Below are 17,957 nucleotides of genomic sequence, written 5' to 3'. Positions count from 1 at the left end.
AAGGTCGTGCGAAGGTCGAGCCAGCCGCTCGAATATCAGCGTGGCGGAGGTGCGTCCGACCCGCGGAACGGGCGACGCAAGCGGTCCATCAGCGAGGGCCGCGCACGGCGACGGCCGGTGGCGGACCGGCCCTCCGAGGAGGCGATGTGCCCCAGCCGCTCGTCGAGTTCGACGATCAGCGTGTCCATCACGGCGTTCGGATCGCTCGCCGGATCACGTGCGATCGCCTCGAACGCCATCGCAGTGAATTCGGACTGCACTTCGAGCGGCAGTTGAAGCCGTCGCGCCTGGTACCACTGCTCGAGGCGCAGGTCGACAATGCGTGCGCGTTCGGCGAGTTCACGGGGGTCGGACATCGACATCGGCAGGTCCGTGCGGGGAGGCCTTACCGTGCCGCGGATCGAATTAGGCGGCCGTGATGGGCGGGCTCGATACGCTTGAGTGGCCGCGGCGTGTCGGCGCTTCACGGTGGCGCCGACGACTCGGGCTCGAACGCCGAGAGGATCGGACACGGCCCCGCGCCTTCGCCGGTGCACCGGCGCGCCAGCCGCTGCAGGCCGTCACGGGCGCGCGTGAGCTCGGCGATCTTCGCGTCGAGCGCGGCGATGCGTTCGACAGCCAGCGCATGCGCGGGCGCGCGGTCCTCGGCCCGGTCGAGCTGCATCAGCGCATCGATCTGCTCCAGCGTGAAGCCGGCCGCCTGGGCGGCGCGGATAAAGCGCAGACGGCGGACGTCGTCCTCGCCGTAGCGGCGCGTGGCCGGCGCACGCCCGGCGCCGCGCGCGGGCACAGCAAGCAGGCCGCGACGCTGGTAATACCGCACCGTTTCCACGCCGACGCCGCCTGTCCGCGCCAGCCCCGCGATCGTCAGTTCACCCATCGCTTGACTCCGTACTCAGGTACGGACTGTAGCCTGCATGCACTGCCTTCAGGAGTCCTGCCATGAACGCCTCGGCCGACCGCCGCGCCACGCTCCACCGCATGGTCATGCCCAAGCACGTCTGCCCATTCGGGCTCAAGGCGCTCGCGCTGCTGCGCCGTCGTGGCTATACAGTCGAAGACCGCTGGCTCACCACGCGCGAGCAGACCGATGCGTTCAAGGCCGAGCATGGGGTGGCCACGACGCCGCAGGTGTTCATCGAGGGTGCGCGCATCGGAGGCTACGACGATCTTCGACGCCATTTCGGCCTGCGCGTGCGCGACCCGAAGGCGACGAGCTACCTGCCCGTGATCGCGGTGTTTGCGATGACCGCCCTCATGGCCGGCGCGGTGAGCCAAGCCGTGTTCGAAACGCCGTTCACGGTGCGCGCGGTCGAGTGGTTTATCGGCCTATCGATGTGCGTGCTCGCCTTGCTCAAGCTGCAGGACGTGGAACGCTTCTCGAGCATGTTCCTCGGCTACGACCTGCTTGCAAAACGCTGGCTGCCGTATGCCTACCTGTATCCGTTCCTCGAGGGCGCAGCGGGCGTGCTCATGGTGGCCGGCGCACTGCACGCGCTGTCGATCCCGATCGCGCTGTTCATCGGCGGCATCGGCGCGGCGTCGGTGTTCAAGGCGGTCTACATCGACAAGCGCGAGATCAAGTGCGCCTGCGTTGGCGGCGACAGCCGCGTGCCGCTCGGGCCAGTGTCGCTCACCGAGAACCTGATGATGGTCGGCATGGCGCTGTGGATGGCCGCGCGCGCCGTGTAACGCAGGCCACCGCGACGCACGCGGGTGTGTCCCGCGGCGTCGGCGGCGTCATGGACCGCGCCGAGCGCGCATGCGCCGACGCAACACGAGCCACCACCCGCCGCCGACGATCACGAGCAGCAGCGGGATCGCGCCGGGCTCGCTCTCGACGACGATCATCATCGCCATCAGCGCCGCTCCCAGGACGAACAGCGCGGTGGCCACCGCACGTTGTCTTTTCATCGACGCTCCCATCCGCGCCGTTATCCGCCGGAGCCCTGGACGCCGCGCGGCGCGGCCTCGGCGCGTGCCGCGAGCGCGAACAGCGCCGCAGACAGCAGCCACGGGGCCAGAAAGAACAGCGTGACGCCGGCGAGTTCCGTCAGCGACGTGGCGGGCTCGACGAGGCCGCGCATCACCGCGACGAACGGCACCAGCACCTGCACGGCCGCCATCGCCAACAGCGTGCGCACGAGGCCGCGCGCGCGCAAACGCGCGAGTGCGGCACCGACGAGGCCGGTCAACAGAACGCCCGCGTACATCAGGTTCGCGGGGTTGTCCTCGCTGCCAATCGCACCGACTGCGAGGTTGATCCACACAATCAGAAACGCACCGCCGATTGCGACCGCGGCGCCTGCGCGATAGGCCGGGTGCGGCGACATCCGCGCACCCAGCTCCACCGCGCCGCCGGCCGCGCCGAGCAACACGCCCATCACGATGAAATCGCTCGCGGTCCAGTTCACGCCGGGCACGCCGAACTGCATCGCAATCAGCGGCCACGCGAGAAACGCCGCCGCACCGCCCCACATCAACTTGCGCCAGCCGCTGCTGCGCCAGTCACCCGCCCATCCGAAACCGCTCGTCATGGTCTTGTCTCCTGTCTCGTGGACCGGCCGTGCATGGCCCGCCCCAGGCCACACCTTCGCGCCGGTGCGTGAGCGCTCGACGTGCGCAGTGTGAAGCGGAGACGAAGTCGGGGTGACCCATTGCGCCGTGGACGTTGAGTTCACCGCGAACAGCCTTATCTAACAGGCTCACGGCCACAGCCCGAGGCGTCGATGACTTCCTACAGCAAGAGCGCGGACGCGATCGCCCGTCTCACTCCGCAGCAGTACCACGTGACGCAGGAAAGCGGCACCGAAGCGCCCGGCAGCGGCGAGCACCTGCACAACAAGCAGCCCGGCATCTACGTCGACATCGTGTCGGGCGAGCCGCTGTTCGCATCGAGCGACAAGTACGAATCGGGTTGTGGCTGGCCGAGCTTCACTAAGCCGATCGAACCCGCGCACGTGAAAGAGCTCAACGACACGACGTACGGCATGCGTCGCATCGAAGTGCGCTCGGCGCACGGCGACAGCCACCTCGGCCATGTCTTCCCCGACGGCCCGCGCGATCGCGGCGGCCTGCGCTACTGCATCAACTCCGCATCGCTTCGCTTCGTCCACCGCAACGATATGGAGGCGCAGGGCTACGGCGCCTATCTCGACCAGGTGGAGGACGTGAAATGAGCACCGAACGCGCAGTGCTCGCCGGCGGCTGCTTCTGGGGCATGCAGGACCTGATCCGGAAGATGGACGGCGTGGTGTCCACGCGCGTGGGCTACAGCGGGGGCGACGTGCCGAATGCGACCTACCGCAACCACGGCACGCATGCCGAAGCGATCGAGATCGTCTTCGACCCCGAGAAGATCAGCTATCGCACGCTGCTCGAGTTCTTCTTCCAGATCCACGACCCGACGACGCCGAATCGCCAAGGCAACGACCGCGGCCTGTCGTACCGCTCGGCGATCTACTTCGCAAACGACGAGCAAAAGCGCATTGCCGAAGACACGATTGCCGATGTCGAAGCCTCGGGCCTGTGGCCCGGAAAAGTGGTGACGGAGCTCGCGCCGGTGGGCGAGTTCTGGGAAGCCGAGCCCGAGCACCAGGATTACCTCGAGCGCATTCCGAATGGCTACACCTGCCACTTCGTGCGCCCCGGCTGGGTGTTGCCGAAACGCCAGGCCGATTGATCGCAGCTGCAACAGCGCGCGCTCGAATCCGCGGACCATGAATCCGCGGGTCAACTGCGCGCGGGTTCGGCCTGTCACGGGCGCATCGAGCGCCGGAGCGGCGCGGTCTCTCCAGTGGTTCGAGCGCAGCCATGATCGGCGCCTGCGTCCTCCGTGTATCGAGTGAAAGGGCGGTCAGTGCGCCTTTGGTAAAATAGCCGCGCCTTCCGAACGCCCATGGCGTCGCCGCGCATGTCGCGGCATCACCCGGCCGCTCCCGCATTCGATCGCACGCGCGGTGGCCGGGAGCCCGCGTGGCCTGCAGGTCCCGAGCCCTGGGCGTGATCGCCCATGCCAACCGCCGCCGCGGCGGTACCCTGCCCACGCTCCGCGCGGCCCCTGCGGGCCGCCCCGTTCGACTGGCCGATTTAACGGCCGGTCGCCTCGATCGCGCCGCTGCGCGATCGCATCGACAGGAGTCCTGCATGAGTCTGAGCCCCCGCCCACCTGCCCCGCGCGCGCGTCGTGCGCCGGATCTGTCCCGTGAGCTGACCAGTGAGCGCATCGCCGACCACCTTGCCGAGTTCCGGCGCGAGGGCGGCCGGATCGAGCGCATCGGCACCACACGCGTGCTGACGCGCATCGACGAAACCACGACCGACGTGCCGCGCCCGGTGGCCGTGCCGACGCGAACGCGCGCTTGATCCAAAGTCCGGGGCGGCGCCTGGTGCGCCGCCCTATACTTCGGTCGGATTTAACCCGCTCTTAACGCGCCGGCCGCTGCAATATCGGGCTGCCCGGGCTTGGCTTTTGGCCGACCGCAGTTCGAGGATCGATGGACACACTCAAGCGTTTCAACGTGACGTCCCGAGGGGACGGGCAACCAACGTATGTCTTCGGTCATGGCTTTGGATGTGACCAGTCGATGTGGCGGCTCGTCGCACCTCGTTATGCCGAACGCGCGCGCGTCGTGTGCTACGACCTCGCCGGCAACGGGCAATCCGACCTCGCTGCCTACGACCTGACGCGCCACGGCCGCCTCGAGGGCCACGCTGACGATTTGATCGAGATCCTGCATGCGATCGGCGGCGGCCCGGTGGTGTTCGTCGGCCATTCGGTCAGCGCCATGATCGGGCTGCTGGCCGGTGTGCGCGCGCCGGAGTTGTTCGAATCGCAGATCTGGCTCGGGCCGTCGCCGTGTTACGTCAACGACGGCGACTACGTCGGTGGCTTCACCCGCAGCGACATCGACTCGCTGCTCGACACGCTCGACAGCAATTACCTCGGATGGTCCAGCACGATGGCCCCGGTCATCATGGGTGCGCCGGACCAGCCGCATCTGGCGACCGAACTGACGAACAGCTTCTGTCGCACCGATCCCGATATCGCCAAGCACTTCGCGCGCGTCACGTTCCTGTCGGACAACCGCGCGGACGTCGCGCAGCTGCAAGTGCCCACGCTTGTCCTGCAATGCAGCGACGACCTCATCGCGCCGCGGTCGGTCGGGGAGTTCCTGGCCCGGTCGCTGCCGCGCGGCACGCTGCGCGTGATCAATAACGTCGGCCACTGCCCCCACCTGAGCGCTCCGTGCGAAAGCATGGCGGCGATGGACGAATTCCTCGCATCGCATGCGGAATCCCGTGTCTGCGCATGACGTCGACGCACCCGGCGACGCACCGTACGACGATGCGCCCTGCGGCCTGCTGCGCACCGGGCATGACGGCCTGATCCATCGCGCCAACGGCACCTTCTGCCGCTGGGTCGGCATGAGCGAGAACGAGCTGGTAGGGCGCCGCCGGTTCCAGGACCTGCTCACGGTCGGCGGCCGGATCTTCCACCAGACCCATTTCGGCCCGCTGCTGCAGATGCAGGGCTCGGTGTCGGAAGTGAAGCTGGACCTGCAGGTCGCCGACGGCGGCACGATCCCGATCATGGTGAACGCCGCGCGACACGGGCGCGGCGACGCGGTCGTGCACACGATCGCGGTGTTCGTTGCGAAGGAGCGCCATGCGTACGAGCGCGAACTCATGCGCTCGCGACGCCACGCCGAGGAGCTTGCCGAACGCCAGCGGGCGATCCAGAGCGAGCTGCGCGAAACCGACCGGCGCAAGGACGAGTTTCTCGCGATGCTCGCGCACGAGCTGCGCAACCCACTCGCGCCAATCGCCATGTCCGCGCAGCTGCTGAAGGCGGTGTCGCACGATCCCCAGCGCGTGCATCAGGTCGGCGAAGTGATCGAACGCCAGATCAATCACCTCACTCACCTCGTGGACGATCTGCTAGATGTCTCGCGCGTCACGCGTGGTCTGATCCAGCTCGACCTCGAGCCGGTGGAGCTCACGCGCGTGGTGACCGCGGCGGTCGAACAGGCGCGCCCGCTGCTCGACGCACGCGGCCACACCTTGACCGTGCACGCGCAGCCGGGCCACGTCGTGGAAGGCGACCGGACCCGGCTCGTGCAGATCGTCGTGAACCTGCTCAACAACGCCGCGAAGTACACGCCGCAGGGCGGGCGCGTGCAGGTGAGCCTGACGACCGAGGGCGACCGCGCGCGGCTCGACGTGATCGACACAGGGATCGGCATCGAGCCGACCCTGCTTCCGCACGTGTTCGACCTGTTCTCGCAGGCCGAACGCACGCCCGACCGCGCCCAGGGCGGGCTGGGAATCGGGCTCGCGCTCGTGCGCAGCCTGGTCGCTCTGCACAGCGGCACGGTCGAGGCGCACAGCGACGGCGCGCACCGCGGCTGCCGCTTCACCTTGCGCTTTCCGCTGACGCGCCAGCTGGACGACACCGGCGATCGCCACGTGCTCGGCTCGACACCTGGAGGCGCGCCGGCGCACGTGCTCATCGTCGACGACAACCACGACGCGGCCCACCTGCTGGCGGACGTGCTGCGCCTCGCCGGGCACTGCGTGGACACGGCGTTCTTCGCCCAGGACGCGATCGACCGGTTCCGCGACGGCGGCTATGCGCCGTCGGTCTGCATCCTCGATATCGGCCTGCCCGACATGACGGGCTACGAGCTTGCGGCGCGCATCCGCGAACGCTCGCCGGAACCGGCGCCGCTGCTGATCGCACTGACCGGGTATGGCCAGGCCCACGATCTGGTCCTGTCGAAAGCCGCCGGGTTTGCGCACCACCTCGTCAAGCCGGCCGATGCAGAGGCGCTGATCCGGCTGGTCGACGAGGCCGGGCGTGCCCGCTCGGTCGCGCGTGAGGGCCTGATTGCGTAGAGCCGCCGGGCGTCTGCGGCGGGATGCGTTCCGGCCCGGGGGTCAGGCACCTCGCGGCCGCGTGGACACTGCGCCGTCGCCGCACGTGAGCGTTCAAGCGGCGCCCTTCGCAATCGGCGGTGCTCGGCGGCCAGCCCTTAGCCGTTAGCCCTTAGCCCTTAGCCCTTAGCCGTCACCCGTCACCCGTCAGTCGTCAGTCGTCAGTCGTCAGTCGTCAGCGGCACTCTTGCCGATCGCACCGCAGGCGTGGATGCGGACCATCGGGATCACATCAACCGACGCCGTTGCGCAGCGTGCGCCTCCGCGCGCTCGAGCAGCGCGACGAGGTCGGCGCGGCTGATGTCAAACGCCTCGTCCACGTCTTCGAGTGCGCGGTCGATGTCGTCGGCCGTTACGCCGAACGGTTCCGGCGCGGCGGCCAGCGCGGCCCGATGCGGGTAGGAGTGGCCGGACACGCGGTGAAACAGCCAGCCCGCGCCGACGAGCACGAGGCAGTTCGCCGCCACGACCGCAGGAAACCACAGCCCGGACGCCGCGGCGCCGCCGGTGGCGACGAGCAGCGCCACTGCGCCGCCGGGCGGGTGCAGGCAGCGCAGCAGCGACATCACGGCGATCGCGCACGCGACCGCTGCGCCCGCCGCGAGTCGCTCATCGGGCACCAGCGCGCCGACAAGCAGCCCGACCACCGCCGACACCGTATTGCCCCCGATCACCGGCCACGGCTGCGCGAGCGGGCTCGACGGCACGGCGAACAGCAGCACGGCCGTCGCGCCCATCGGCACGGCGAGCACGAGGCCCGGCGTCGCCGACGTGACCGCTGCGGTCAGCGCGATGCCGAACAGCGCACCGAGGCAGGCGACGAGGCGGTCGCGCGCATTCGCCCCGGCGAGGATCGGCCGGAACAACAGGAACAGACGCGAGGGGACCACGGGATGCGCCGGTGCGGAGGGGCCGCCATGAAAGGCGGTCGCGTCGGCGCGGTCAAGCCGCCGCGGCACGGGCGCGGCGGATGCAATCTCGGCATGGACTGCCCGCGTCGGGCGGCGCGGTTTCAGCGCGGCGGCACGAAATCCACCGGCACGCGGACACGGCTCCGCACCGCGTTGCCGTGTTCGTACGCCGGCCTGAATTGCCACCAGTACGCGGTGGCCTGCGCGATCGCATCGAGCCCCGCATGCCCCGACGACGTCTCGACGTCGACCTGCGTGACGGCACCCTCGGCGTCGACGCTGAGGACGAGCACGACCGTGCCGCCCGCCCCGCTGCGGGCAAGCGCGGGCGGATAGGCAGGCGCGGGTTGGTTCACGCTGACCGGGTCGCCGTCGCCGGCGGCTCGCAACGGCGGCCGCGGCGCCGCGATGCGCTTGCCGTGGCGACGGGTCCATTCGCGGGCGAACGCGCCCTCGCCGAAGTCGAGCTCCACATAGCGGCGGTACATCGCGAACTTGCCCGGGTGCCCCTGGTGCCGCTCGGCATTGCGCATGTGCTCTTCGAGCACTTCGCGCATGTGCTGCGGATACTCCGATTCCTGCGCGCGAACAGAAAGCCCGGGCGCCAGTGCTGCGATCAGGAGCAGGAACGCAGGCGCATGCCTCATCGACATCGAAACTCCCGGATCAACGCATTCAACATGTGGATGCGCATCATGCGGCATGAAGCTCGGCGGCCCACAGCTCCGGCAAGGTGACGGCGCGCCCGTGCCTGCACCGGCGCCGGTCTGCAAACGTCGCGGCCGTCAGTAGGGCGCGCCGTCCTTATGCGTGAACCGCCACGCGCCGTGCTCGTAATGCGCGGCCAGGTCATCGTCGGGGTACTGCACTCGGTCGCCGGCGCTGCGATCACCGACTTCCAGGTACAGCACCGCCGTGGCGGTGTCGTTGACGAGGCAGTGCGCATCGCCCGAGCCGGCCCGGAAGCCCGCACACATGCCCGGCGCCAGAGGGGTTGGCCCGGCGTCGGTGTGCAGCGTCGGGTGGCCCTCGACGATGTAGACGAACTCGTCCTGCGCCGAGTGCGCGTGCCGCAGCGCCGACCGCGCGCCGGGCTCGAGCCGCGTGAGGTTCACGCCGAACGCCTGCAACCCGAAGCGGTCGCCGAGCACGCGTTTTTCGCGGCCGTGCATCAGCGACGCAAACGGCTCGGGGTACAGCGACGGGGTCGCACGCGGCGGCACGTCAGCGGTGGCGAGCGCGATGGGGAAAGAATCGGTCATGCGCGTGCTCCGGGTTGCGTCCGGCGTCGATCGCCGGACGCGCCGTTGACGATCATCAGCCCGCGTTTGCTGCCTCGCGCAGCGGCGCGCCGTTGTGGATGTAGCGCTCGAACACGTTCGCGAAATCGTGCGTGTGATGGCGCGCCTGCGTGGCGTGGTTGAGCGCCTCGAGGATCGCGTCGTAATGCGCGACGACGGCCTTCTCGTCCGCCACGTTGCCGAGCTTGAACATCCCGCCGAGCGCGTCGAGCGTGCGCACCGCGTTCTCGCGCGCGCCCATGTCGCGCACCTGCTGGCGGCCGATCGCGATCAGCGCCTTGTAGATGTCCTTGACCTGCTCGAGGAACTGCTTTTTGACGTCGATGCTGAAGCCTGCATCGCCGATGCGGAACTTGAGTTCCACGTCGCGATCCATCGTGCCAGCCGTTTCGATCAGCACCTCGCCGATGCGCTGGTTCGCATAGTCGTAGCGCTTGATGCTGCGCTTGCTCGACACCGCGGACTCGCCGTCGACATGGATCAGCGCGAGGTTCGTGAAGCAGTACTCGTCCTTCTTCGACTTGATCAGGAAGAAGATGCGCTCGCCGTCTTCGTGGAACAGGTAGTCGTCGGCATCGACCTTCGCGTAATCGGCGGGCGTGACGATGACCCCGATGTCGCTGAGGCCAAGCGCATCGGAAGCGAGTTTTCCAAACATGGGCGATCAATCCTTGGGATGGCGGAGTGCCGCTGCCGGTGTAGCAGCGCATCCGCGGCGCGACAAGGCCCGGGCGTCATGCGCGCGCGTTCGCGAACCGACGGCCGCGCGCGATGGACGCGGTCGACCGCCCAGTGCGGCCGGTGTGCGCATCGTCGAATATCGATTGCCCGGGTGGTGGAGCCGCCGTTCTCCGGGTCACAACAGCCCGCGGCTGCGTGCGAGCGCGGTGCCTAACACCAGCACCACGCCCGCGAGCACCATCCAGCCGTTGCGATGCCGCCACGGGATCGGATCGCCGCCGAGCATCGCCTCGCCGGCGCGGCGATCGAGGACCCAGCCGTGCTCGCACACCGGGCACACGAGCTGGTACTGGCGCTCGGTCAGGCAGATCGGCCACCAGAACAGCGAGCCCCATTCGTAGCGCAGGCGCAGCTGGAAATCGCGCGGTTCGCCGCAGGTGCCGCAGTCGCGGCGGTCGATGACGTCGAAGGTGAGCAGCCGGCCGGCGCTGCCGATGGGCACGAGGAGCATGGGCGGATTCTCGCTCGCTCAGCCTTTGCGCACGAGCACGACGCCGGTGACGACGAGCGCCGCACCGATCACGCGCGTCAGGCTCACTGGCGTTTTCGGCAGGCCGAGCGCACCGACGTGGTCCATCCACAGCGCCATCAGGATCTGTCCGCCAATGCCGACCGTGATCAGCGCCGCGAGGCCGAGCCGCGGCGCGGCGTAGGCCGCGATTGCAACGTAGACCGCCCCGTACACGCCGCCGATCCACGCGTACCACGGCAGCGCGCCGAACGGCGCCAGTCCCGTCCGGTGCCCACTGGCCAGCCACGCGACGCCGAGCGCAGCCGTGCCGACCGCGAACGAGATCAACGCCGCGAGCACCGGCGAGCCGCCTGCGCGCGAGAGCATCGTGTTCGTCGGCGCCTGGAGCGCGATCATCGCGCCGGCCAGCACGACGAGCAGGATCGGCAGCGTGAGGGACGGGGTCTGGGGCATGGCGGTTCCGGGCATGGGCGGCGCGCGACGGTGCGTGGCCGCCGCGGCGCCCATTGTGCGGACCGGCGCGCACGGCCGCATGAGGGGCGGTAGACGCGTGCATGCGTGTCAGGGCTGAAACACTGCCGACCCGCCGCGCGCATCGTCCGACGAAAGGTCGACGCGCGCGCACGCAACTTTGCGACCCTGCCCCGCCCGGACGAAAAGGACCCGCCCATGTACGTCGATGGATTCGTGCTGCCGCTCAACGAGGCTCGCTTGTCGGATTACACCGCGATGGCCGAGCTGTTCGCGCGCAAGGCGCAGGCGCTCGGCGCGCTTGGCACCGTCGAGGCGCTCGGCGACGGGCTCGAGCACGGCCACACCACCGATTTCTTCCGCGCGGTGCAGGCCGAGGACGGCGAGAACGTGGTGTTCTCGTTCATGCTCTGGCCCGACAAGGCCACGCGCGATGCAGGTTGGGAGCGCCTGATGGGCGACCCCGAATTGCAGCCGGGGCCGCAGGGCATGCCGTTCGACGGCAAGCGCATGTTCTGGGGCGGCTTCAAGCCGATCGTCAGCGCGATCGAGCTCAAGTAGGCGCCGCGCCGCACGCCGAAGAGCCGCTGCGGCCGGCGCGCGATGCGGTCTTCTTTGCGGGCGCGTGAAGCTACCGCGCGCGCATCACTCCGGCGCCGGCCCGCCGCGCGCGTGGCGCGTGAGGCCGCGCAGGAAGTAACGCAGCAGCTGGTCGCCGCAGGGGCGGTAGTTCGCGTGTCCCGGCTGGCGGAACAGCGCGCTCAGTTCGGGTTTCGACAACGGCCGCCCGGCAGCCGCGAACGCCTGCTGCACGTCGACATCCTTCATCTCGAACGCAACGCGAAGCTTCTTGAGCACGACGTTGTTCGTCACGCGCTTCTCGGGCGGCCGGGGCGGCAGTGCGTCGTTGCGGCCGCGGCAGTGGATCACGAGCCCGTCGAGGAACTGCGCGAGCACGAGGTCGCTGCAGGCGAGATGGCCTTCGTCCTCGTCCTTGCGCAGCCACGCCTGCACGTCGGTTTTTTCGACCGCCGCGGCCGGGTCGGCAAGGCGGATGATCTCGGCGACTTTCGCATCGCTGAGATCGAGCATGTAGCGCACGCTGCGCAGCACGTCGTTGGCAATCATGGAAATTCCGGTATGCGGGATCGGGCGTCGACCGATGCGTTCGCCCGGCCGCGTCGGCCGGCCGCCGCGGCGCCTCCACCTGGGCCGCAGCCCGGCCGGAGTCACCCGTTCGGCGGAGCGTTCGCCCCCGCCCTGCTCAGTTGGCCGTGCGCGTCGCCTTCTTCTCGCTCTTGGCCGCACGCTTTTCCTGCGGCGTCTTGGCGGGTTTTTTCTTCTGCTCTTTCTTACGGTCCAGGCCCTTGCTCATGACGCACTCCGGTTCCCGCGGCGGATCCGCGGATGGCGCGCAGCATCGCACGCGCGGCCGGGGTGCAGGCGCCGCCGCGGCGGGCCGTTCAACGCGCGGTGCGACTCCGGGCACAGCTCGCGCGTTCGGGCCACCGCGGCGCGGCAGCGTCCGCCTTCCGTCGCGGTCCGGCGCGCTCGCATCCACGTCAGTCGACGTTCGACGCCGCGATCCACCGGCGCGCCCGCTGGCTCGAGCATTGCCCGACAATGCCCTCACTCCTGATCGCGAGTTGCCCATGCGCCCCACCACCGTCGCCGCCCTCCTGTTCTGCCTTGCCGGCGCGGTCGTGCCGCCGGCCCACGCCGACGCCTCGATCGAAACGCGGCTCAAGGCGCGCGGGCTGCAGTACGAGGCCGACGAGGACGGCGACTACAAGCTCGTCTACCGATACGAGAAGGAAGGGCGGACGCAGCTCGTGTTCGTGTCGGGCAGCACCGAAAAGGTCGGTGGTTTCATCGTGCGCGAGGTGTTCTCGCCCGCCGCGCGCGCGGACCGCGACGGCATCGACGGCGGGAAGGCCCTCACGCTGCTCGCCGACAACCGCAGCAATAAGCTCGGCGCCTGGGAGCTGCACGGCGATACGCTGGTGTTCGTGATCAAGCTGCCCGACAACGTCGACGCGATGCAGCTCGAATCGGCGCTCGATATCGCCGCGCAATCTGCCGATGAGATGGAAAAGGAACTCTCCGGCACGACCGACGCGTTCTGAGGCGCGGCGACACGCGACCGCGCGTCGGGTGCCGCGGCACCACGGGCCGGCGCTCGATCGCACGCCGGCCCGGCGGTACAGCCCCGCATCAATTCCACCGCTGCCGCAGCCCTCGTCCTCATCCGGCGCTTGAGCGCAGCGTCCCGCGCTTCAGCCACGTGGGGCGGCCTGCGTCGCACATCGCGCGCTCCGTGCGATCGGCCGCCTGACCGTCACTCCGTGCGGGTTACTCGGCAAACTCCGGAAATACCGGCAGTTTTTCGACGTCGCGCGGGTCGTGCTGGATGATCACCGTCGCATCAAGATTCGCCTCGAGCTTCTTGAAGCGATCGAGCGAGGCGAGCGAATCGGCGCGGTTCGTGTTCCACGTCGGCACGCCGTTCGATGCGTAGTTCTCGTGGAAGTGCGTCACGTCGCCGGTCAGCAGCACGCTGCCCTTCTTGTCGAGCTTCACGAGCAGGCCGTGGTGACCCGGCGTGTGTCCGGGCAGGTTGATCATCAACACCCGACCGTCGCCGAACACGTCATGCCGGTCGCGCGTCAGCGTCTCGACCTTGCCGCCCGAGATCCACGGCTTGAACGGGGCTCGGCGCGCGGCGAAGTCCTTCGCGTCCATGCCGGCCGGCGGATCGCTCGCGCGCATCACGTCCCAGTCGCCCTGTCCGATCACGAGCGTCGCGCCGGGGAACGACGCGAGCTGGCCGGTGTGATCGGCGTGGTGGTGGCTGACCCCGACGTAATCCACGTCGCCCGGCTTCACCCCGATGCGTGCCAGCTGATCCACCAGCGAGACCTTCGGCGCCCGCGCCGAGCCGTCGAGTGCGTTGCCCGCATCCCAGAGCAGGTAACGGTCCCCGTGGCGCACGAGGTAGCAGCTGTAAGTCAGCGGCAGCTTGAGGTCAGGGTGCTCCATCGTGTCGGAGAACGAGGCGACACTGACGGGCTCGGGCTGGCTGCCGCAATCGAGCCGCGCAAGCGCGACGTTGGCGGCGTCAGCGGCGTGGGCGGACAAGGCGGCGCCGGCGCATGCAACGAGCACCGCCGCACGCAACGTGCGCTCAACGGATTGGGGGATCGACATGGATGCTCCTGACAGGTGGTGGAAACAGGACCGGACCGCGCGCTCAGCGCGCACGCCGCGGATACAGCCTGCACGATGCGCCGTTGTGGTCCCGCCGTCATGTACCGGCGCGGGCGAATGCAGTGCCCGACTGCGGGCCAACACGCTCCAGGTGTGGGCGGCATCCCGGAACCGGCGCGACACCGTTTCCGTCGTGCCCGGGGTGCACTACCCTCGCCCCTGCCGCGCTCGGGGCGTTTGATCCGGGTGATCGACGACCGCGCACATGCAGCGCTTGCAGCAACATGCGCCTCGCACCATGCGTGCCGCAGGCCGAACTCGACCGCTGCACCCCATCCGTCCGCGGAGGCTCCGCATGTACCTGAAGTCGTTCTTCGACGGCGCATCACACCCCCACCCCTGCGGCGGCTGCGGCGCGGAAAACCTGCTGGACTTCGAAGTCCGCATGGCATTCCAGCCGATCGTCGATGCCGTGGCCCGCGAGGTCTTCGCCTACGAAGCGCTCGTGCGCGGCGCGAACGGCGAAGGGGCCGGCGCGGTCATCGCGCGTGTCGACGAGACGCAGATGTACCGCTTCGACCAGACCTGCCGGGTCAAGGCGATCGAGACCGCTGCGCGCCTCGGCATGCAGGCGCGGCTGTCGATCAACTTCATCCCGAACGCGGTGTATCACCCGGCCACGTGCATTCGCCTCACGCTGGAGGCGGCGCGGCGTTTCGACTTCGACCCGGCCAAGCTCATCTTCGAAGCGACCGAGTCCGAGCGCGTGCAGGATTCAGCGCATGTGGTCGGCATCATCCGCGACTATCAGCAGCGCGGCTTTTTGACCGCGATCGACGACTTCGGCAGCGGCTATGCCGGCCTCACGCTGCTCGCCGAATTCCAGCCCGACATCGTCAAGCTCGACATGGGCCTGATCCGCAACATCGATCAGCACCGTGCGCGGCAGGCGATCGTCGCCGGCATCGTGTCGACCTGCGCCGCGCTCGGCTGCCGCGTGCTCGCCGAAGGCGTCGAAACCGCGGAGGAATACCGCTACCTGCGCGGCATGGGCATCGGCCTGTTCCAGGGCTATCTGTTCGCCCGGCCCGAGCTGGAAGCGCTGCCGACCGTGGCGCCCGCGCTGTGGGACGCAATCGACGCCGAAAGCTGAGCCTGCCCGACGCGCTCAGCGCGCGGGGATGAAGCGGAAGTCGCTGACGACGACTTCCACCTCGAGGTCGTCGCTCGGCGCCATGCCGCGGAACAGCCACAGATTGATGTAGACCGGCTGCGCGGCCTGCGAGATGCGCCGCTTCGCATCCTTCGGCGCGAACGTCCAGGCGTGGGCCTGGTGCGCATCGCCGTCCTGGTGACCGTGCAGCATCTGGAAGCGCACCGCATCGCGTGAGCGGTGGAAGCGATGCGTCGAGTAATCGCCCTCGAGCACCGGCGCGAACGCGTGCGAGGTCTCACTCACCGCGGTCGTCGTCGGGTACACGGTCCAGTAGGCGGGGTATGGCGTGTCACTGCCCCAGCGCGAGAACTCGATGTCGATCTCGTGCGTGAAGTCCGGGCCGGTCGCCGGGTCGGGGTACTGGAACATGCCGAAGACCACGTTGCGGTCGAACCGGTCGACGCGCCCGTCGACCTTGAACTCGTAGGTGCCGAAGCCGAGCGGCGTGTCGAGCTTCACTTCCGCGCAGCGCCAGATGCCGTCCGCGCCGCGGCTGATCCGCAGGTGCAGGCGGCCGAGCGTGTCGACCCAAGCGTTTTCGGGCGCCCAGCGGTTCGGGCCGGGCGCGGCCGACACGGCGTCACGCACCGTCCAGGTGTGGCCGGCGAACTGCAAGGTCTTGGCGGCGAGCGGTTGGACCATGCCGGCGGTGAGCAGGGCGAACGTGAGAAGACGGAGCATGTCGGCGGACCTGAACATCGGTCTGGCGAGTATCCGCGCCGCAAGCGAAGCGCCCTGTTGAATGAATCGCAGAAACGCGACTGCACCCACGCGCGGTCAGGCCCGCTTTATCGAACGGTGACCCGGACACGCTTTCAGATGAGCTCGCGCGCACGGACGCGTCCATGCCGTGTCCGGCGCATGTCATCTACAACCGTCCGGCGCTAAGCAGTCCGCCGCGCTCGACGCGCCCGGACTTGCTCAAGCCGATGTCACGCTAGAGCGCGCGCCCCGCCACGGCATCGATCAAGCGCACCGCACTCTCGAGAGCGACGGGCTGACCCGGCGGACCAACGCGGGGGCTTTCGCCGTCCGGCGCGGGGTACTTGTGCTCGCAGTCTATGGTGGTGATGCAGAACGTCACCGGGATCTGCATGCGCGTGGCAAGCGGGCGGCCGCCGACGCGCTCGGGCACGAACGACCACTTCGCGATCGCGTCCTGCGTGGCCTCCACGAACTGCCTGCGGTACGCGGGGCGATTGCCGCGGAAGTCGATCGACTCCACGGTCGTCGCCCCGTCTGCCGACACCGCCACATTGGCGACGAGCACGGCATCGGCGTTCGCGCGTGCGGCGGACACGGGATACCGCGGATGCGCCAGCAGCGACGACTTCGCGCCGGTCGATGCGTGATCGACATGGATCGCCACGGTGTCGCCGTTTGTCACCGCCCGAAGACGCAGGCTCAGATGAGTGACCGTCGGCTGCGGCACGCCATCGACCGTGCCCGGTTCGAACCGCCATGCGCGCACGGCCGGCTCGATGCGCTCGGTGATGGTCTTCATTGCCTTGCGCGTGTCCTTCCACTGCAGCGCGGTGATCGTGCCCTCGGGCGAGATCTCCACTTCGGCCGCCACCCACAGCAGCACGTCGTCCTGGTCCTTCGGCGCGGCCCACGCACCCGACAGGGCCAGCGTGCACGAAAGTGCGCCGGTGAACTTCAAGATCCGTGTCATGCGTGCGTCCTTTCGTGTCGATGCGGCAAGCATAGAACGGCGGGTCTAGCGCCGCACGGGCGCGTGCGACGTCCTCATGGAGGCAGCAGCATGGATGCAGCGGCGGCTCTGCGTCGATGTGTGTCGAGCCGAGTCACCGACGCTGCTTCGAATGGTTCTGCGCCGCACGCGACGCTAGTGAGGCCACGCCGAGCCTAGCGGCGCCACCACAGCCGTCCAAGCAGCAAGGAGGCGCGGCCCGGCCCGAGTCATCGAGCCAAATGCGCCGACGCGGAGCCGTTGAACGCGGCATCACCACGCGGCGCTTTCTACACTGCCAACTCCGCCGCACAACGAGGATGCTCCATGCGTCTCACCAAGAGCCAGTCCGCCCTGTTCAACGCCCGTGAGCTTCGACTGCTGACCGCGAAGGGTCCGCGCGAAGTCAGCGATCTCGCCACCGCGATCCGTCAGGTGCGCGACCTGCGCGACAAGCAGCGCGACCTGCTGCAGCGCCAGGACAAGCGCCTTGCGCGCAGCGGCGCCGGCCGCGTCGGCGCGAGCGGCGTTGCGAACGAGCGCACCGCTGCGAAGGAGCGCTTGCTCGACGAGGCGCTCGATGAAATGCAGCAGGAGCTGCGCCGCATCGACCAGGAGAGCACGCAGGCCTGCCGCGAGCTGCTCGATGACGAGGACAGCGTCCCCGGCCGTCGCGCGAATCCACAGAAGGCGAGCAAGCGCGCCGCGAAGAAATCCGCATCCACCGGAACAGGCCGCGCTGCGAAGAAGTCCACGACGTCCGCGGCTGCGAAAAAGGGCGCGGGCGCCGCGACGAAGAAGTCGGCGACCAAGCGCACCGCAGCGAAGAAGGGCGTTTCAAAGAAGAGCGCGTCGAAAAAGACCGCCTCGAAGAAGCGCTCGGCCTAACACGCGATGACGCGTTGGGCGTCGTGACGATGCCGAAGCGGTCTTCGCTCGGCATCCGACGAGTGCACGACGCGCCTTGAGCAAGACCAGAGCAGGCCGATGCATCGACGTCGGCCTGCCT

Annotated in this window: 23 protein-coding genes and 1 pseudogene; 10 read left to right on the top strand and 14 right to left on the bottom strand. The window is 69.0% G+C overall.

What is annotated here, in order from left to right:
• Positions 1 to 35: 35 nt before the first annotated feature.
• Together IE075_RS10915 and IE075_RS10910 are read right to left on the bottom strand one after the other, a co-directional pair.
• The gene (locus IE075_RS10915; RefSeq protein WP_229792471.1) at positions 36 to 356 is read right to left on the bottom strand and encodes a hypothetical protein; all 321 of its coding nucleotides are present in this window, start codon (positions 354 to 356) and stop codon (positions 36 to 38) included.
• Positions 357 to 463: 107 nt separating this feature from the next.
• A complete protein-coding gene (locus IE075_RS10910; RefSeq protein ID WP_189456430.1) occupies positions 464 to 880 on the bottom strand; it encodes a MerR family transcriptional regulator in 417 nt (138 codons plus the stop codon).
• Positions 881 to 942: 62 nt separating this feature from the next.
• Between IE075_RS10910 and IE075_RS10905 the strand changes: the two genes are divergently transcribed.
• Positions 943 to 1,692 (top strand): MauE/DoxX family redox-associated membrane protein, encoded by a 750-nt coding sequence (locus tag IE075_RS10905; RefSeq protein ID WP_189456428.1) that lies wholly within the window; start codon positions 943 to 945, stop codon positions 1,690 to 1,692.
• 48 nt (positions 1,693 to 1,740) lie between these two features.
• On the opposite strand, the gene IE075_RS10900 is transcribed toward IE075_RS10905, so the two are convergent.
• Positions 1,741 to 1,914, bottom strand: coding sequence for a hypothetical protein (locus tag IE075_RS10900; RefSeq protein WP_189456426.1), 174 nt, complete (start codon positions 1,912 to 1,914; stop codon positions 1,741 to 1,743).
• Between the two features lie 20 nt (positions 1,915 to 1,934).
• A complete protein-coding gene (locus IE075_RS10895; RefSeq protein WP_189456424.1) occupies positions 1,935 to 2,537 on the bottom strand; it encodes a hypothetical protein in 603 nt (200 codons plus the stop codon).
• Between the two features lie 192 nt (positions 2,538 to 2,729).
• On the opposite strand from IE075_RS10895, the gene msrB reads away from it, so the two are divergent.
• The 5 genes from msrB (at position 2,730) to IE075_RS10870 (ending at position 6,897) form a co-directional block, all read left to right on the top strand.
• Positions 2,730 to 3,179, top strand: a complete 450-nt coding sequence (msrB, locus tag IE075_RS10890) for a peptide-methionine (R)-S-oxide reductase MsrB (RefSeq protein ID WP_189456422.1) — start codon at positions 2,730 to 2,732, stop codon at positions 3,177 to 3,179.
• On the top strand, positions 3,176 to 3,682 hold the full coding sequence (msrA, locus tag IE075_RS10885; RefSeq protein ID WP_189456420.1) for a peptide-methionine (S)-S-oxide reductase MsrA: 507 nt from the start codon (positions 3,176 to 3,178) through the stop codon (positions 3,680 to 3,682). Before msrB ends, msrA begins: the two co-directional genes overlap by 4 nt.
• A 464-nt stretch (positions 3,683 to 4,146) precedes the next feature.
• A complete protein-coding gene (locus IE075_RS10880) occupies positions 4,147 to 4,365 on the top strand; it encodes a hypothetical protein (RefSeq protein WP_189456418.1) in 219 nt (72 codons plus the stop codon).
• A gap of 131 nt (positions 4,366 to 4,496) precedes the next feature.
• Positions 4,497 to 5,315, top strand: a complete 819-nt coding sequence (locus tag IE075_RS10875; RefSeq protein ID WP_189456416.1) for an alpha/beta fold hydrolase — start codon at positions 4,497 to 4,499, stop codon at positions 5,313 to 5,315.
• Positions 5,290 to 6,897, top strand: coding sequence for a hybrid sensor histidine kinase/response regulator (locus IE075_RS10870; RefSeq protein WP_229792470.1), 1,608 nt, complete (start codon positions 5,290 to 5,292; stop codon positions 6,895 to 6,897). The genes IE075_RS10875 and IE075_RS10870 overlap by 26 nt, the downstream gene beginning before the upstream one ends.
• Before the next feature lie 266 nt (positions 6,898 to 7,163).
• Here IE075_RS10870 and IE075_RS10865 read toward each other — a convergent pair whose 3' ends face one another.
• From IE075_RS10865 to IE075_RS10840, 6 genes are all read right to left on the bottom strand, one after another.
• Positions 7,164 to 7,826: an HPP family protein gene (locus IE075_RS10865; protein WP_229792469.1), complete on the bottom strand. Its 663-nt coding sequence runs from the start codon at positions 7,824 to 7,826 to the stop codon at positions 7,164 to 7,166.
• 122 nt (positions 7,827 to 7,948) lie between these two features.
• Positions 7,949 to 8,500 carry an energy transducer TonB gene (locus tag IE075_RS10860; protein ID WP_189456411.1) on the bottom strand — a complete coding sequence of 184 codons (552 nt, stop codon included), beginning with the start codon at positions 8,498 to 8,500 and terminating at the stop codon, positions 7,949 to 7,951.
• Positions 8,501 to 8,632: 132 nt separating this feature from the next.
• Positions 8,633 to 9,109, bottom strand: coding sequence for a cupin domain-containing protein (locus tag IE075_RS10855; protein ID WP_189456409.1), 477 nt, complete (start codon positions 9,107 to 9,109; stop codon positions 8,633 to 8,635).
• A 55-nt stretch (positions 9,110 to 9,164) separates the two neighbouring features.
• Positions 9,165 to 9,806 carry a PH domain-containing protein gene (locus IE075_RS10850; RefSeq protein WP_189456407.1) on the bottom strand — a complete coding sequence of 214 codons (642 nt, stop codon included), beginning with the start codon at positions 9,804 to 9,806 and terminating at the stop codon, positions 9,165 to 9,167.
• 198 nt (positions 9,807 to 10,004) lie between these two features.
• The gene (locus IE075_RS10845; protein ID WP_189456405.1) at positions 10,005 to 10,340 is read right to left on the bottom strand and encodes a hypothetical protein; all 336 of its coding nucleotides are present in this window, start codon (positions 10,338 to 10,340) and stop codon (positions 10,005 to 10,007) included.
• Positions 10,341 to 10,358: 18 nt separating this feature from the next.
• Positions 10,359 to 10,814, bottom strand: a complete 456-nt coding sequence (locus tag IE075_RS10840) for a DMT family transporter (RefSeq protein ID WP_189456403.1) — start codon at positions 10,812 to 10,814, stop codon at positions 10,359 to 10,361.
• Between the two features lie 216 nt (positions 10,815 to 11,030).
• Between IE075_RS10840 and IE075_RS10835 the strand changes: the two genes are divergently transcribed.
• Entirely contained in the window at positions 11,031 to 11,393 is a 363-nt protein-coding gene (locus IE075_RS10835) for a DUF1428 domain-containing protein (protein ID WP_189456401.1), read from the top strand.
• 84 nt (positions 11,394 to 11,477) lie between these two features.
• On the opposite strand, the gene IE075_RS10830 is transcribed toward IE075_RS10835, so the two are convergent.
• On the bottom strand, positions 11,478 to 11,960 hold the full coding sequence (locus IE075_RS10830) for a YehS family protein (protein ID WP_189456399.1): 483 nt from the start codon (positions 11,958 to 11,960) through the stop codon (positions 11,478 to 11,480).
• Between the two features lie 524 nt (positions 11,961 to 12,484).
• Here IE075_RS10830 and IE075_RS10825 point away from each other — a divergent pair.
• Positions 12,485 to 12,958: a hypothetical protein gene (locus IE075_RS10825; RefSeq protein ID WP_189456397.1), complete on the top strand. Its 474-nt coding sequence runs from the start codon at positions 12,485 to 12,487 to the stop codon at positions 12,956 to 12,958.
• A gap of 226 nt (positions 12,959 to 13,184) precedes the next feature.
• On the opposite strand, the gene IE075_RS10820 is transcribed toward IE075_RS10825, so the two are convergent.
• Positions 13,185 to 14,039, bottom strand: a complete 855-nt coding sequence (locus tag IE075_RS10820; RefSeq protein WP_189456395.1) for an N-acyl homoserine lactonase family protein — start codon at positions 14,037 to 14,039, stop codon at positions 13,185 to 13,187.
• A 355-nt stretch (positions 14,040 to 14,394) separates the two neighbouring features.
• On the opposite strand from IE075_RS10820, the gene IE075_RS10815 reads away from it, so the two are divergent.
• On the top strand, positions 14,395 to 15,192 hold the full coding sequence (locus IE075_RS10815; RefSeq protein ID WP_189456393.1) for an EAL domain-containing protein: 798 nt from the start codon (positions 14,395 to 14,397) through the stop codon (positions 15,190 to 15,192).
• A gap of 15 nt (positions 15,193 to 15,207) precedes the next feature.
• Here IE075_RS10815 and IE075_RS10810 read toward each other — a convergent pair whose 3' ends face one another.
• Both IE075_RS10810 and IE075_RS10805 read right to left on the bottom strand, forming a co-directional pair.
• Positions 15,208 to 15,936: a glycoside hydrolase family 16 protein gene (locus tag IE075_RS10810; protein ID WP_189456391.1), complete on the bottom strand. Its 729-nt coding sequence runs from the start codon at positions 15,934 to 15,936 to the stop codon at positions 15,208 to 15,210.
• Positions 15,937 to 16,192: 256 nt separating this feature from the next.
• Entirely contained in the window at positions 16,193 to 16,930 is a 738-nt protein-coding gene (locus IE075_RS10805; protein WP_189456390.1) for an energy transducer TonB, read from the bottom strand.
• Positions 16,931 to 17,689: 759 nt separating this feature from the next.
• Here IE075_RS10805 and IE075_RS16000 point away from each other — a divergent pair.
• Positions 17,690 to 17,824: pseudogene (locus tag IE075_RS16000) on the top strand (histidine biosynthesis protein HisIE); the annotation flags it as partial.
• Positions 17,825 to 17,957: the final 133 nt, after the last annotated feature.

The organism is Cognatilysobacter bugurensis (assembly GCF_014652095.1).
Taxonomy (GTDB): domain Bacteria; phylum Pseudomonadota; class Gammaproteobacteria; order Xanthomonadales; family Xanthomonadaceae; genus Cognatilysobacter; species Cognatilysobacter bugurensis.
Note: the sequence above shows the minus strand (reverse complement) of the source record. Positions and strands in the feature narration are given on the sequence as shown.

Excerpts from the sequence above, each read along its gene's own strand:
- IE075_RS10910 (WP_189456430.1), bottom strand. The coding sequence starts at position 880 with ATGGGTGAACTGACGATCGCGGGGCTGGCGCGGACAGGCGGCGTCGGC.
- IE075_RS10830 (WP_189456399.1), bottom strand. The coding sequence starts at position 11,960 with ATGATTGCCAACGACGTGCTGCGCAGCGTGCGCTACATGCTCGATCTC.
- IE075_RS10805 (WP_189456390.1), bottom strand. The coding sequence starts at position 16,930 with ATGACACGGATCTTGAAGTTCACCGGCGCACTTTCGTGCACGCTGGCC.
- msrB (WP_189456422.1), top strand. The coding sequence starts at position 2,730 with ATGACTTCCTACAGCAAGAGCGCGGACGCGATCGCCCGTCTCACTCCG.
- IE075_RS10875 (WP_189456416.1), top strand. The coding sequence starts at position 4,497 with ATGGACACACTCAAGCGTTTCAACGTGACGTCCCGAGGGGACGGGCAA.
- msrA (WP_189456420.1), top strand. The coding sequence starts at position 3,176 with ATGAGCACCGAACGCGCAGTGCTCGCCGGCGGCTGCTTCTGGGGCATG.
- IE075_RS10900 (WP_189456426.1), bottom strand. The coding sequence starts at position 1,914 with ATGAAAAGACAACGTGCGGTGGCCACCGCGCTGTTCGTCCTGGGAGCG.
- IE075_RS10810 (WP_189456391.1), bottom strand. The coding sequence starts at position 15,936 with ATGCTCCGTCTTCTCACGTTCGCCCTGCTCACCGCCGGCATGGTCCAA.
- IE075_RS10840 (WP_189456403.1), bottom strand. The coding sequence starts at position 10,814 with ATGCCCCAGACCCCGTCCCTCACGCTGCCGATCCTGCTCGTCGTGCTG.
- IE075_RS10820 (WP_189456395.1), bottom strand. The coding sequence starts at position 14,039 with ATGTCGATCCCCCAATCCGTTGAGCGCACGTTGCGTGCGGCGGTGCTC.
- IE075_RS10880 (WP_189456418.1), top strand. The coding sequence starts at position 4,147 with ATGAGTCTGAGCCCCCGCCCACCTGCCCCGCGCGCGCGTCGTGCGCCG.
- IE075_RS10835 (WP_189456401.1), top strand. The coding sequence starts at position 11,031 with ATGTACGTCGATGGATTCGTGCTGCCGCTCAACGAGGCTCGCTTGTCG.
- IE075_RS10870 (WP_229792470.1), top strand. The coding sequence starts at position 5,290 with ATGCGGAATCCCGTGTCTGCGCATGACGTCGACGCACCCGGCGACGCA.
- IE075_RS10860 (WP_189456411.1), bottom strand. The coding sequence starts at position 8,500 with ATGTCGATGAGGCATGCGCCTGCGTTCCTGCTCCTGATCGCAGCACTG.
- IE075_RS10855 (WP_189456409.1), bottom strand. The coding sequence starts at position 9,109 with ATGACCGATTCTTTCCCCATCGCGCTCGCCACCGCTGACGTGCCGCCG.
- IE075_RS10845 (WP_189456405.1), bottom strand. The coding sequence starts at position 10,340 with ATGCTCCTCGTGCCCATCGGCAGCGCCGGCCGGCTGCTCACCTTCGAC.
- IE075_RS10895 (WP_189456424.1), bottom strand. The coding sequence starts at position 2,537 with ATGACGAGCGGTTTCGGATGGGCGGGTGACTGGCGCAGCAGCGGCTGG.
- IE075_RS10850 (WP_189456407.1), bottom strand. The coding sequence starts at position 9,806 with ATGTTTGGAAAACTCGCTTCCGATGCGCTTGGCCTCAGCGACATCGGG.
- IE075_RS10825 (WP_189456397.1), top strand. The coding sequence starts at position 12,485 with ATGCGCCCCACCACCGTCGCCGCCCTCCTGTTCTGCCTTGCCGGCGCG.
- IE075_RS10905 (WP_189456428.1), top strand. The coding sequence starts at position 943 with ATGAACGCCTCGGCCGACCGCCGCGCCACGCTCCACCGCATGGTCATG.
- IE075_RS10915 (WP_229792471.1), bottom strand. The coding sequence starts at position 356 with ATGTCCGACCCCCGTGAACTCGCCGAACGCGCACGCATTGTCGACCTG.
- IE075_RS10815 (WP_189456393.1), top strand. The coding sequence starts at position 14,395 with ATGTACCTGAAGTCGTTCTTCGACGGCGCATCACACCCCCACCCCTGC.